Source organism: Streptomyces sp. NPDC111656, assembly GCF_055656965.1.
Genome location: NZ_JBVKCA010000023.1, coordinates 119,712 through 132,332 on the forward strand (window position 1 = coordinate 119,712; position 12,621 = coordinate 132,332).

A 12,621-nucleotide genomic window follows, 5' to 3' on the forward strand; every position below is an offset into this window, starting at 1 on the left:
CGAGTCCATAAGTGCAACCGTTTCAGTTTCGGCCTCATTCCAGTTATGGGGTACAGTGACGCCATGCCCGACTCTCCGACCGTTGGCCGTCGCGAGCGCAAGAAGGCGGCGACGAGGCAGGCCATCGCCGACGCTGCGCTGGACCTCTTCCTGGAACACGGCTTCGAACAAGCGAGTGTCCGCGACATCGCCGAACGAGCCGACGTATCGACGACAACCCTGTTCGCGCACTTCCCGAGCAAGGAAGCACTGGTCTTCGACCGCGAGGAGCAAGTCGAGGCAGAACTGACCGCCGCCGTCCGTGAACGGCCCAGGGATCAGAGCGTGGTCGAGGCGCTCCGCGCCCACGCGCTGAAGTCGTGGGTGCCGATCGCGTCGGATCCACGTCTGCATCAACTCACCGCGCTGGTGGACCAAACGCCGGCGCTCCGCGAGTACGCGGAGCGTATGTGGATGCGGCACGCGGGCACTCTCAGCGCCGTCATCGCGGAGGAACTCGGCCGCGAAGCGGATGATCTCGCTTCTTCAGCACTCGCACGGTTCGTCCTGGAAGTCCCGACCTTGGCCAAGGGCCGGCACGATCCACGCGCGACCGTGGAGACAGTGTTCGACCTACTGATCCACGGTTGGCAGTCACAGCACGATTCCGGGGATGCAATCACAGGCTCTTGCAAGAGCTGACACATCGAGATGGGTCGACCCTGAAAGCCCCTGGAACCGCTGTTCCCGTAGCGTGAGCGGCGCTGATTGTGGGAGTGGAACGAGGTCAGCGCGTGGCGTCGACCGCACGAGGTCCTGCTCGCTGAACTGCACGCGGCTTCGCGGTGATGGCGATGTCTGAATCTCCCCACCATGGGGCACGTGCGCCACGATGCGCCGGGCCGCGCCGCTGCGAAGAAGGGCGGCTCAGCCCGATCGCGGTGACGGCGGTGGCGGTCCGTCAGGCGCGGTCCGGTGCCGGTGCCGGCTCCGGCTCGGCGAGAGGCGCTGCCGCGCGGCGGGCAAGCAGCAGCGGGGTCACCAGCAGGAGCACGCCGGCCAGGCCGATGGCCGTACGCGGGCCGAGCAGGCCGCCCAGCACACCCCAGACGGCCGTCAGGAGCGCGGTCGAGGCCTTGGTCGTCACCGTCCAGGCGGACAGTGTGCGGGTGATCCGGTCGGTCGCGGTGCGCTCGAGGCGGTAGGTGGCGTAGACGGGGTTGAAGACCCCGCAGCAGAAGATGAGCCCGAGCTCGACGCCGATCACGAGCAGCAGCCCTCCGGTGCCCGGCCCCAGGAAGGCAAGGCCGACGGGCCAGACGGCGCGCAGCGCCCCGGTCACGACCAGGACCTGGTGCTGTCCGAACCGGGTGACGAGCGGTCGGGCCAGTCGCGAGCCGAGCAGCCCGCCGATCGAGGGCGCGGCGAAGGCGAGGCCGTACTGCCACGGTGTGAACCCGAGTGGGCCGAGCATCAGGACGGCAAGCAGCGGCTGGGCGGCCATCACCAGGCCGTTGAACAAGGCGGTGTTGAAGAACAGCGGGCGCAGCGTCGCGTCGGCGAGGATGTACCGCCAGCCGGCGAGCAGGTCCCGGGCCCGCAGGTGCGCGGCCTCCCGGCGCTCGGGCCGCGGCTCGTGCCCGCCCGTCGCGCGGATGCCCAGGGCCGAGAGCAGGTAGCTGACCGCGTCGGCCACCACCGTCGCCACCGGACCGAGGAGCGCGATCGCCGCGCCGCCCAGCGGCGGTCCGATGATCGTGGTCGTCCAGGCCGTGGACTCGAATCGGGCGTTGGCGACGAGCAGGTCCTCGGCCCGCAGCAGAGTCTTCAGGTACGCGCCGGAGGCGGCGCGGAAGGTGATGTCGGCCGCCGCGACGACGACCGAGACCAGCAGGAGCTGAAGGAAGGTGAGCATGCCGAGCGCGAACGCGGCGGGGATCGTCAGCAGCGCCGCGAACCGCACCAGGTCCATCGCGATCAGCACCGGCCGCTTGCGGCGGAACTCCACCCACGGGCCGAGCGGCACGGCCACGGCCGCGCCCACCGCAGCCCCTACGGAGGAGAGCGCGGCGACCTCGGCCGGTCCGGCGTGCAGCACCCGGATGGCGATCAGCGGGAACGCGCCGAAGGCGAGCCATGTGCCGAGCGCGCTGGTCCCGTACGCTCCCCACAGCCACCCGAACCGCCACCCCAGCCGACGTCCGAGCAGATGTCCCAGCCGGTGTCCGCTCCTCATGCCCGACGCCCCTCGCCCCTCATCCGCACAACCGATCCGCGTTCGGAAGCATCAAAGCGAGCGTCATACCCTGGGATCAAACAACCGTAGGGCCGTCGGCCACAACCATCGGTTGTGCTCGTAGGGTATCGGCATGGACCTCGATACCGTCCGGACCTTCGTCGTCGCCGCCGGCGCAGGGCAGTTCCAGGAGGCCGCCGCCGAGCTGGAGGTCACCCAGCAGGCTGTCTCCAAGCGCATCGCCGCGCTGGAGCGCAACCTCGGCGTGCGGCTGTTCACTCGCACCGCGCGCGGCGCCGAGCTCACCATCGACGGGCAGGCGTTCCTGCCCCACGCGCGCGAGCTGCTGCGCGTCGCCGAGCGCGCGGTCGCCTCCGTGCGCCCCGGCCGCCGTCCGCTGCGCGTCGACGTGATCGCCTCGCGCGGCGCGGCGGCGGGCCTGATGCGCGGCTTCTACCGTGCGCATCCCGAGATCGAGCTCGACGTGGTGATGCTGTTCGACATCGAGACGGCTGTCGCCGCCATCCGGTCCGGTGCGATCGACGCGTCCTTCCGTGCCGTCGCCGCGCCCGGCCGGCCCCTTCCCGAGGACATCGAGTCCGTCCGGGTGCTCGACGAGCCGCTCCAGCTCCTCACCGGCCCCGCGCACGCGCTGGCGGGCGCCCGTTCGGTGACTGTCGCTCAGCTCGCCGGGCACCGGATCTGGATGCCCGGCATCGTCCCCGGTACCGAGTGGGCCGCCTACTACGACGACCTCGTCGCCGAGTTCGGCCTCACCATCGAGGCGACGGGCCCCAACTTCGGCTCCGACGCACTCCTCGACACCGTCGCCGACACCCCGGCCCTGGCCACCTTCATGGGCGGGCACACCCGCCTCGTCTGGCCCTCCGGCCACGGCCTGCGCCGCATCCCGGTGACCGACCCGACGCCTGTCTACCCGCACTCGCTCCTCTGGCACCGCGACAACCCCCACCCGGCTCTGGCCACCCTCCGCGCCCACCTCGCCGCCACAGCGGCCGACCACGACGCCACCGGGACCTGGGCACCGGGCTGGGTGATTCCGCGCTGACCGCCGCCGCGTCCTCGACATCGTTGCCGGATCGACGGACGGCGGCTCGGGGGCCGTCGTGCCCATCGGCACCCTCCTGCTCTCCCCCTCCGTATGCCTCATGTGCCTTGCCGGTGATCAAGGCCACTTGGTCGAGAAGGGGACCGAGTGAGGCAAGGAGCAGTCCGGGCCGTTCCCAAAAATCCCCGCCATCGGTTGGGCTGGTCCCGTTGCGTGGTCGACTCCTCCCACGTCCGAACCCCAACAGAGGCGGGCCTCAGACGGGCCCGCCGCCGGTCGACCGGGGCCAGGGCGGCTCGAGACATCACCTGACCGCTGACGGTCACGGCACTCCCCACGACGTCTTCCGAGCCCAGGTCCCTGCCTCATCACTACTCACCGACAACTCGGGGAGGCGAGTTGGCAGCCAGGGGCGGGTCGGAGCCTGCCCTGGTGGCCCGTTGGCTGCGGCGACGTGAACCGGCTCCGCTCGGCAGCTTGGCTTCGGCGCCAGTCATCGATCTTCCGGGCATGATCTGGCAATGGAATTTGGCCTCACTCAGGGTCGAGCGGCATGCTGATCCGACACGCCGGGTTCGACGCGCGGGCCTGGCGACGGGGTGGGGAGGATCGCGTTGATCGTCTGGGTGAACGGTGCGTTCGGCAGCGGGAAGACCACGTTGGTGGACGAGTTGCGTCCTCGTTGGCCCGAGGCACTGGTCTATGACCCGGAGATGGTCGGCTTCGTGCTGCGGGAGATCGTGGAGGTGCCGACTGGCGACTTCCAGGATCTTCGACTGTGGCGGCGGCAGGTTGCCGACCTGGCGGTAGGGCTGATCGAGGAGTACCGCCGCCCGGTCCTGGTCCCCATGACCGTGGTCGACCCCGGCTATGTCGGCGAGATTTTCGGCGTGTTGAAGAACGCGGGCATCGACCTTCACCACTTCTTCCTCAAGGTCTCTCGAGAGGTCTTGGAGAAGCGGATCGACGGACGAGTCTTCTTCCCTGATGATCCCGAGCGGGAGGAGCAGGTCCGACGATGGGGCAAAGACAGGATCGAACCGTGCATGGCCGCGGTCGACACCCTGCCCGGCGACACGGTGTTCCTGGACGGAAGTCTGACACCGCCGGAGTTGGCCGACCAGGTGTTGGCCCGTATCGGGGTGGGTTCGGACAGGTAGGGCACCCGGGCGTCGCGAAAGGCGCCCGGGGTACGGCCAGTCGAGCGGGTAGACAACTTCCGGAGCGAACGCCTGGATCAGGTCGAGCCCGGCGTACGGCCCGATTCGTCTGCCCCTAACTCCTTTCGCGGGTCACAGGGGCGCACTGAACAGGTCCGGAAGGTCTCCAGGATCACGCCTCGGCCGTACCGGTGTTCACTCGGCCGTCCCAGCGTTCAGGGGACGCGGATGTGTCCCTGCCTGTAGGCCGTCCATGAGGAGCCTGATCTGTCGGTCGGCCTGGCCTTTCCAGTCTCCGGCCACGTCCAGGCGTAGAAGCCCACTCATGGCCAGCACCACATCGGCTGTCTCGAGGTCGGACCGAATCGTTCCGGCGGCGACGCCCGCGGCGACAAGGGTGTCGATCGTGTCGAAGACCTGCGCGTACGACTCCGACGCCCATGCTCCGCTGGAGGGCCCCACGCTCCGCAACGCTTCGGACATGTGCTGCTTCGCGACCAGCAGACTGGCCAATCGGGCCATCCACTCGCGCAGTGCCTGGTTCGGCGGCAGCGTGCTGAGGAGATCGTCCGCGGTGGAGCACAGCTGCTCCACCTCGTGCTGGTAGGTGGCCAGGACGAGGGCCCCCCGCGTCGGAAAGTGCCGGTAGAGAGTACCGATGCCCACCCCGGCAGCTCTGGCGATGCTGTCCAGCGGTGCGTCCTTACCCGTGTGAGTGAACTCTTCCAGGGCTGCCGCCAATAGCTTCTCCCTGTTACGTCGGGCGTGTGCGCGCATGGGTTGCGCTGGTCCTTGTTCGTGCATGCGTGCTGCCTTCCAAGCCGGCGCGCCGACCGAACGACAGCCGCCGAGATCTCACCCTCGCCTGCTTAGCGGAGGATCCTCCGTTAGCGTCCCACGTACCGGAGGATCCTCCGGTACACGTGTCATGGTACAGCCACATCGAACGGAGACATCCCGTGAGCAAGACTTCACTCGGTGGCCTCACCACGTCGTCCCAGGGGCTCGGATGCATGGGAATGAGCGAGGGGTACGGCCCGACCAGTTGGGACGATTCGATCGACACCATCCGTCGCGCCCTGGACCTGGGTGTCACATTCATCGACACCGCCGACGCCTACGCCTTCGGCCACAACGAGGTGCTGGTGGGCCGGGCCATCGCCGGCCGTCGGGACGAGGCACAACTCGCGACGAAGACGGGTATCGACCGCATGGGCAGCGACATTTGGGTGCTGCGCGGGGAGGCGAACTACATCAAGCGCGCGTGTGACGCCTCCCTCATGCGTCTGGGGGTCGACCACATCGATCTCTACTACCTGCACCGGCCGCCGCAGACAGCAGAGATCGAGGAGTCCGTCGGGGCCATGGCGGAGCTGGTGAAGGCGGGCAAGATCCGGCACATCGGCCTTTCCGAGGTCGATGCCGCACTCCTGCGGCGTGCCCACGCCGTCCATCCGATCGCTGCGGTGCAGAGCGAGTACTCGATCTGGTCCCGCGATCCCGAGACGGCGGTCGCGGACTGCCTGCGTGAACTGGGCGTGGCCCTGGTCGCGTACTCGCCACTCGGCCGAGGCTTCCTGACGGGCACGGTCGATGTGACATCCCTGCCGCCCGGCGACGCCCGCAATCGGCTTCCCCGCTTCCGGACGACGGCCAACCAGGTCATCGCGGACGCCGTCCGCGCGCTGGCGGAGAAGAAGGGTGTGGCTCCGGCCCAGCTGGCGCTCGCCTGGGTGCACGCGCGCAGTGAGCACCTCGGCGTTCCCGTGGTGCCCATCCCGGGAACCAAGCGCGTGAAGTGGCTGGAGCAGAACGCGGCCGCCGCTGACATCGAGCTGACGGCCGACGAGGTCGCCGCACTCAACGGGCTGGCCGCGCAGGCGGTGGGCGGGCGTTACTGAGCGATGCGGGGAGGCCGTGGCGCTCCGGCGTGGCACAACGGCCCCCGCACCGACCCACCGTGGGAGAGGCATGGCGATCACGTAGTACGGTCACGCACGACGGCGGACGCTGGAAGGGGAGCCACGTGAACCAGACGTCGGACGAAGCCGCGTGCATCGAGGACGCGGCGCTCACCCGTGCCGCGCAGGCGGGTGAGGTCACCGCCCTCGGCCTACTGCTGGAACGGCACCGGGCAGGTATGCGCGCGGTGGCGCTGAGCATTCTGGGGCCGGGACCCGACGTCGACGACGTGGTCCAGGACGCGGCTGTGACGGCGCTCCGCCGCGTGGGCGACGTCCGCGACCCGGCGGCCGTGGGCGCATGGCTGCGGATGATCGTGCGCAACGCCAGCCGTTCCCTGTTGCGGTCCTCCGTCCCCGTCCAGCCGATCGACGATCTGCACCTGCCCGCCACGGACGCCGGTCCGGAGCGGCGGCTGGAGCAGCACGCGATGCGGGACTGGGTCTGGGAGGCCGTCGAAGAGCTGTCCCCGGCACTGCGCCTGCCCCTGGTGCTGCGTCACTTCAGCACCGGCGTCACTTCCTACGAGCGGATAGCCGACGCCTGCGGGCTCCCGGTCGGCACGGTCCGCAGCCGGCTCAACCAGGGGCGGGCCAAGCTCGCGACAGCCCTCGCCGCCACGGCGGACGCCCCACACGGCAACACCGCGCAGCGCCTCCGCGCCAGCCGTGCCGAGGCACACGAGACACTGGCCGCCGCCGAGAGCGGACGCTTCGGCGCGCTGATGACGGAGCGCTGGTCGCCCGAGATCGCCCTGCTCAGAGGGAACGACCCCGTGGGTGACAGGAGCGTCCTCGCGCGCGGCATGGACGGTGACCTCGAGGCCGGCGTACGGCAGCGCCTGGTCCATGCCGTGGCCGGCCGGTCCCTTGCCGTCTGGGAGATGGACCTCCTCAGCCCCGCCGACAACCCCGACCACTGCCCGCCCTCGGTGGCCTGGCTGATGACCCTCGACGACGCCGGTCGTCCGCACCGGCTCCGTCTCCTGCATCCCAGGCCGGTACAGGCCCTCCAGTCACTCACCCCGATGTGACGGGCGTCACGCGGGCCGGGTCGAACTTCATCCTCTCTCCAGCGTCATGCCGGTGTCATCGACACCTGCCCGATACGGAGACCCCATGACCACCTCTGCGACCGAACCTCTGGCCGCCGGAACGCACACCGTCGAGATCGACGGAGTAGTACAGCGCTATCACGTCCACGGCACGGGTCCGGTGTGCGTCGCGCACTCCGGCGGACCTGGCATCGTCTGGGAGTACCTGCGCATGCCCGCGCTGGAGCGGCACCTGACGATCGTGTACCCGGAGCCGATCGGCAGCGGCGCCTCCGGCCGGCTGCCCTCCCACCCTCACGGTTACACCCGGGCCCGCTACAGCCGGTTCCTCGGGGCGCTGGTCGAGCACCTCGGCGTCCCCGAGGTGTACCTGCTGGGCCACTCGCACGGCGGCTTCGTCGCCCAGTACCACGCCCTCCACCACCCCGAGCGCATCGCCGGGGTGATCCTCTACGAGAGCGCGCCGCTGACCGGTCCCGAACACGGCGCCGAGGCCATGCGCCTGGTGCAGTCGTTCGCCGCGCTCCACGCCGACCACCCCGAACTCTCGGAGGTCCTGGCCGCGTTCCAGGCGATCCCCACCATCTCCGACGACGCGCAGATGACAGCCGTCGCCAGGGGGCTGCTCCCCGCGTACTTCGCCGACTACTGGGGGCGCGAGGAGGAGTTCGCTCCCATGCGTGCCTCGGTGCGGGCCGCGCACATCTCCGGGCTGGACGAGAACCTCTCCCCGCACATCATCGACGACCGTGCGGACCTCGGCTCACTCACCGTACCGACCCTCGTCGTCGTCGGCCGCCACGACGTCATCTGCGGGGTGCGATGGGCCGAGGAACTGCACCTGCTGATCCCCGGATCCGAGCTGCTGATCCTGGAGAACAGCGGGCACTTCGGTCACCTCGAGGAGCCGGAGGCCTTCTCGCACGCGGTGACGCGTTTCGTGACGGCCGTGAACTCCCCTGAAGGCCAAGTCATTTGAGCGAAGCCGGAACGTCCGGCGTGAGGCTCGTCCCGCAATGATCCTTGAATCGACGCGGACGAGGCGGGGCGCAGTGTGAGCCGCTTCGTTCATCCGGCGAGGGCAAACACGGGCGCGGAGCTGTTTGTGGAACTTGTTGTGTGCCTGGCTCCGTTCAGGGAGTCCTTCTCCCTAGCGGCGCCGGTGGGGCATCAGGAGGCCGCTGCCCGGGTAGCCGCCGTCGGCGATCGTAGTGGTGTTGCCGACGGCGGCCTTGGCCCCGGACTCCTGCCACGCCGTGAAGTCGACACGGTTACCTGGAAGCGGCCGGCTGACCACGACGACCCGGCGGCTGTCGCCGTCGATGACGATCTGGTGGTTGGCGGAGCTGGAGCGAACTCGCGCTCACCGCGGTGCGCGGGGAGCGCTCAAGTCCGCTTGCCCAGGAACCGTGTCAGTCATTCTCCTGCGTCCGTCGCGTTGCGTGTCGCCGCGCGCACCGGGCACGAGCGGCGTCGTGGGCGCTGCGCAAAAGCTGCATGGCCGTGTCCGTCGTCCTCTCACCAGGATTGATGACAGAGATCCAGCCGAGTGCCCCATATACCGGGTGCGGCATCACGGTGTCGGCCGTCGCGTAGTCGCGAGGTCGGGTGAGGCTGCGCGGCTCCTCCCCAGTGAGCTCTCGGAACGTCGCACGGTCGACGTGGATGTTCAGGCGCCGGCGGCCCGGAGAGTCAAGGTCGGAAGCGGCGTCGTCAGGGTAGTTCTTGGTGACGATGGTCCCGTAGGGCTGGACGTTCTGAGGCACCCGACCGTCGGGGGCGTAGTAGAAGAACGCGTCTCCCCACACGAGCTCGGGGAAGTCGCCGCCCTGCTCCGGGACAACCACGAGCGCGCCGACGAAGCCTCGCACGGTCGCGATGATCTGTTCCATACTCATGGTTCAAGCATCACCTTCAAGTGCTTATGTGGGGTTGGCTGATGGGCGAGCTGGTGAGCGGTTCACGACGGCTACCGCTCCGAACCGTCGATGTCGCCGGAGAGTCGGGGTACTCGGTGCAACAGGTTCGCGACCTGGAGCGACTGGGAGTCATCCCCCCAGCCGCTCGATCGAGCAACGGATACCGTTCCTACACTCCGCTGCACGTGCATGCCCTACGCGCCTATCGAGGACTCGCAGGTGCTGTCGGACCTGTCGCAGCCCGGCACATGCTCGCGCACCTGCGATCGGAGACGCTCGCGGAGGCGGCCTCGGCGATCAACGTGGTCCATGTTCGGCTCGCGCGGGAACGAGAGGAGGCTCTGCGCGCTCAACAAGCGTTGCGGGCGATCCAAGCCGAAGCGAACACAACCGAGTTCGAGCACGAGAGTGACGCCATGACGATCACACAGCTCGCCGGAGCGCTCAATGTACGACCCTCCACTCTGCGGTTCTGGGAGCAGGAAGGGCTTGTCACGCCCGAGCGAGTGACGTCACTGCAAGCACGCCGCTACGGTCTCTCAGCCATCAGAGCGGCCCGAATCGTCGCGGCCCTGCGCGCCACCGGTTACAGCATTCCCGCAGTGCGCGAGATCATAGGCTCCCTGCACCAACTCGACAGCATGGGTAAAACCCAACGCATCCTGCAACAACGCCTTGACCAGATCGCCACACGGACCGTGGCCCTACTCCGAGCGGGTGCAGACCTGGCAGCCGTCGTCGGCGACCACGGCTCGTAGGCACTGGTGGTCAGCGCGGCCACTTCCCCAGATGATGGAGCGGTGGATCATGCTGCCTTGCTCTTGGTGGCCGGCGTGGTCGGTAGGGCGAACAGGTGCCGGACCCCGTGCGGGTGGGTGTAGGTCGCGCGCCGCCGGGGCCTGGGTCGCGGTCGGGATCCTTGCCCATGCCGCTGCGCTCGGCCCACTGCCGGCCAGGATGTGACGGAAGGTTGAGCGGGCCGAACTCGTTCACGGCAGACGAGAAGGCCCCGCCGGTGTGGTCCCGGCGGGGCAGTTGCGGGCATGGTGTCGATGTGGTCGGCAAGGTGTCGGCAGTTCATGCGGGCTGCATGTATCGCCTGGTCGTGCCGAGAAATCGGCAGATGCCGTGCGAGGCACTCTCACTCGTCGCCGGGAACGCGTGCATGTCTCCCCAGCGATCATCGTCCCGAGCCTGCTCGAGCAGGGTGCGGGCCGGCGCGTCACCCCACCCCGTCAGCAGGCGGCCCCAACAACACCGGCACCTCCCGCGGCCCGTTCGAAATGAAGGACTCCGTCGGACGCAGCGCACCCGGCTCCACCGCCAGCCGCATCTCGGGAAAGCGGGCGAACAACGCCTGAAGGGCAATCTCGGCCTCCAGCCGCGCCAACGGCGCGCCCAGGCAGTAATGCACCCCATGACCGAACGACAAATGCTCCCGCCGCGTCGCCCGCATCACGTCGAACCGCTCCGCATCCTCCCCGTGCACCCCCGGATCCCGCCCCGCCGCCGCGAACCCGATCACCAGCGCATCCCCCCGCGGGATCACCGTCTCCCCCACCCGCACATCCTCCACCGCATACCGCAAAATCGCGTTCGCCCCCGGCGCCTCCACCCGCAACGCCTCCTCCACCACGTCCCCCCACGACGCCCGCCCCGACCGCACCAACTCCAACTGCCCCGGCTCCCGCAGCAACAACACCACCGCGTTCGCCAGCAGATTCACCGTCGGCTCACACCCCGCGCTCAACAGCATGATCAGGTTGTCCACCAACTCCTTCTCGCTCAACCCCCCACCCCCCGCAGCCTCCGGGCCACCCACGCCCGTACCGCCCGCACCGTCTGTGAGGTCCGTGAGGCCCGAAAGGGCGGCCGGATCCGCGGGATCCGCTCCGCTCCCCGCAGCGATCAGCGCACTCGTCAGGTCCTCACCTGGACAACGCCGCTTGAACGCCACCAACTCCCCCATCGTCCGGTACAGCGCCGCGTAGTTATGCCGCGCATCCTCCAACGACACCCCCGTGGCGAAAAACCCCTCAATGATCTCCCGCAACGCCCCCCGGAACTCCTCCGGAATCCCGAACAACTCCAGCATCACCCGGCTCGGCAACGGCTGCGCATACAACGCCCGCACATCCACCACGCCGCCCCGAGCCTCCCGCGCCGCCTCCTCCATCCCTTCCAGCAGCCCTGCCGCGATCTCCCCCACTCGCGGACCCAACAACCCCACCCGCCGCGCCGTGAAAGCCGACCCCATCAACCCCCGCAGCCGGCGGTGCTCCGCCCCGTACGACGTCACCAGATTCTGCACCGACACCCACACCGCCAAGGGCCACTCGGCCCCCACCTCACCCCGCTGCCACGCCGGCCAATGCCGATACGCATCCTTCGAGACCCGCCCATCCGTCAACAAGCCACGGATCACCGCCGGATCCGTCACCGCCCACGCACCCACCCCACCCGGCAACACCACCCGCGCCGCCTCACCCTGCCCCCGCAACAACGCGCCCTCTCCCTGCACGTCCCGCCCCAACCCGTCCATCACATACGGACACCCACCCCGCCCAGCACGCAGATCCGGCACGCCCTGCGCATCCGGCACATCGCGCTGGTCCGGCCCGTTCGGAACGGTACGCAGGTCCGCCACATCCCCGCCGCCGCCCCACGACTCCGGCTGCTCCTGCTGCTCCTGTCGGCCCCGCTCATCCCGCCGACCCTGCTGCTCCTGCTGACGCGCCACCGGACACCTCCACGACATAGACCGCGAAAACTTCCCGACAAGCACCACAAACACACCCAGGCCTACGCCCGCACCACCACCGGGACGCCCACCAGGAACACAACCCCACACACGCGCCAGGCCCCGCCCCGCGAAACCGACCGAGCAACCCGCCACCAGCCACGGACCCCCGACACCGGATCCCCCGCGGCCCACCGGAACCAACCCCTGGGCACACGCCCGAAACCCGGCCCTGGATGCACACCCGGACCTCAGCACCAGCAACCGCCCAGCCCCACACCCGGCACACCCGGGCACGCACCCTGGGTGTCGGTCACAGGCCGTGTATATCCGGGTGCCGGCCCGGGCCATGCGCATCCCGGAAGCCATCCCCGGCAATACCGACACTCGCCAGAGAACCACTCGCAAAACAAAACCGCTCGGCCGGTTTCACTATAGCCTCACCCGAGACCCACACAAGAGACCCCAGCACACCCCCACAACCACCCGACCCCGAGCCTCG

General features: G+C 69.2%; 11 protein-coding genes and 2 pseudogenes. 7 read left to right on the plus strand and 6 right to left on the minus strand.

The features are described 5' to 3' along the window. Positions 1-63 precede the first annotated feature (63 nt). Positions 64-681, plus strand: coding sequence for a TetR/AcrR family transcriptional regulator (locus ACZ7M3_RS43600; protein ID WP_472071246.1), 618 nt, complete (start codon positions 64-66; stop codon positions 679-681). Positions 682-940: 259 nt separating this feature from the next. On the opposite strand, the gene ACZ7M3_RS43605 is transcribed toward ACZ7M3_RS43600, so the two are convergent. After that, entirely contained in the window at positions 941-2,215 is a 1,275-nt protein-coding gene (locus tag ACZ7M3_RS43605) for an MFS transporter (protein ID WP_472071248.1), read from the minus strand. A gap of 133 nt (positions 2,216-2,348) precedes the next feature. On the opposite strand from ACZ7M3_RS43605, the gene ACZ7M3_RS43610 reads away from it, so the two are divergent. Continuing rightward, complete coding sequence (locus ACZ7M3_RS43610) at positions 2,349-3,284, plus strand: LysR family transcriptional regulator (RefSeq protein ID WP_472071250.1); 936 nt, start codon at positions 2,349-2,351, stop codon at positions 3,282-3,284. A gap of 614 nt (positions 3,285-3,898) precedes the next feature. Then, positions 3,899-4,444 carry a P-loop nucleotide/nucleoside kinase family protein gene (locus tag ACZ7M3_RS43615; protein WP_355311903.1) on the plus strand — a complete coding sequence of 182 codons (546 nt, stop codon included), beginning with the start codon at positions 3,899-3,901 and terminating at the stop codon, positions 4,442-4,444. Positions 4,445-4,639: 195 nt separating this feature from the next. On the opposite strand, the gene ACZ7M3_RS43620 is transcribed toward ACZ7M3_RS43615, so the two are convergent. Next, entirely contained in the window at positions 4,640-5,221 is a 582-nt protein-coding gene (locus tag ACZ7M3_RS43620; protein WP_472071252.1) for a TetR/AcrR family transcriptional regulator, read from the minus strand. A gap of 236 nt (positions 5,222-5,457) precedes the next feature. Here ACZ7M3_RS43620 and ACZ7M3_RS43625 point away from each other — a divergent pair, with 236 nt between their 5' ends. From ACZ7M3_RS43625 to ACZ7M3_RS43635, 3 genes are all read left to right on the plus strand, one after another. Then, on the plus strand, positions 5,458-6,345 hold the full coding sequence (locus ACZ7M3_RS43625) for an aldo/keto reductase (protein WP_472071274.1): 888 nt from the start codon (positions 5,458-5,460) through the stop codon (positions 6,343-6,345). Between the two features lie 125 nt (positions 6,346-6,470). After that, entirely contained in the window at positions 6,471-7,439 is a 969-nt protein-coding gene (locus ACZ7M3_RS43630) for an RNA polymerase sigma factor (protein ID WP_472071254.1), read from the plus strand. 85 nt (positions 7,440-7,524) lie between these two features. Beyond that, the gene (locus ACZ7M3_RS43635) at positions 7,525-8,439 is read left to right on the plus strand and encodes an alpha/beta fold hydrolase (RefSeq protein WP_472071256.1); all 915 of its coding nucleotides are present in this window, start codon (positions 7,525-7,527) and stop codon (positions 8,437-8,439) included. Between the two features lie 105 nt (positions 8,440-8,544). On the opposite strand, the pseudogene ACZ7M3_RS43640 reads toward ACZ7M3_RS43635, so the two are convergent. Together ACZ7M3_RS43640 and ACZ7M3_RS43645 are read right to left on the minus strand one after the other, a co-directional pair. After that, positions 8,545-8,805: pseudogene (locus ACZ7M3_RS43640) on the minus strand (transposase family protein); the annotation flags it as partial. Between the two features lie 67 nt (positions 8,806-8,872). After that, positions 8,873-9,352 (minus strand): DUF6194 family protein, encoded by a 480-nt coding sequence (locus ACZ7M3_RS43645; protein WP_472071258.1) that lies wholly within the window; start codon positions 9,350-9,352, stop codon positions 8,873-8,875. Positions 9,353-9,399: 47 nt separating this feature from the next. Here ACZ7M3_RS43645 and ACZ7M3_RS43650 point away from each other — a divergent pair, with 47 nt between their 5' ends. Then, entirely contained in the window at positions 9,400-10,137 is a 738-nt protein-coding gene (locus tag ACZ7M3_RS43650) for a MerR family transcriptional regulator (protein WP_472071260.1), read from the plus strand. Between the two features lie 86 nt (positions 10,138-10,223). Here ACZ7M3_RS43650 and ACZ7M3_RS43655 read toward each other — a convergent pair. Together ACZ7M3_RS43655 and ACZ7M3_RS43660 are read right to left on the minus strand one after the other, a co-directional pair. Further along, positions 10,224-10,372 (minus strand): annotated as a pseudogene (locus tag ACZ7M3_RS43655) (IS630 family transposase); the annotation flags it as partial. Positions 10,373-10,601: 229 nt separating this feature from the next. After that, entirely contained in the window at positions 10,602-12,119 is a 1,518-nt protein-coding gene (locus ACZ7M3_RS43660; protein ID WP_472071262.1) for a cytochrome P450 family protein, read from the minus strand. Between the last annotated feature and the right edge of the window lie 502 nt (positions 12,120-12,621).

Bases quoted from the DNA above. Each gene is read 5' to 3' on its own strand.
- ACZ7M3_RS43645 (WP_472071258.1), bottom strand. From the start codon at position 9,352: ATGGAACAGATCATCGCGACCGTGCGAGGCTTCGTCGGCGCGCTCGTG.
- ACZ7M3_RS43610 (WP_472071250.1), top strand. From the start codon at position 2,349: ATGGACCTCGATACCGTCCGGACCTTCGTCGTCGCCGCCGGCGCAGGG.
- ACZ7M3_RS43605 (WP_472071248.1), bottom strand. From the start codon at position 2,215: ATGAGGAGCGGACACCGGCTGGGACATCTGCTCGGACGTCGGCTGGGG.
- ACZ7M3_RS43625 (WP_472071274.1), top strand. From the start codon at position 5,458: ATGGGAATGAGCGAGGGGTACGGCCCGACCAGTTGGGACGATTCGATC.
- ACZ7M3_RS43600 (WP_472071246.1), top strand. From the start codon at position 64: ATGCCCGACTCTCCGACCGTTGGCCGTCGCGAGCGCAAGAAGGCGGCG.
- ACZ7M3_RS43650 (WP_472071260.1), top strand. From the start codon at position 9,400: ATGGGCGAGCTGGTGAGCGGTTCACGACGGCTACCGCTCCGAACCGTC.
- ACZ7M3_RS43620 (WP_472071252.1), bottom strand. From the start codon at position 5,221: ATGCGCGCACACGCCCGACGTAACAGGGAGAAGCTATTGGCGGCAGCC.
- ACZ7M3_RS43635 (WP_472071256.1), top strand. From the start codon at position 7,525: ATGACCACCTCTGCGACCGAACCTCTGGCCGCCGGAACGCACACCGTC.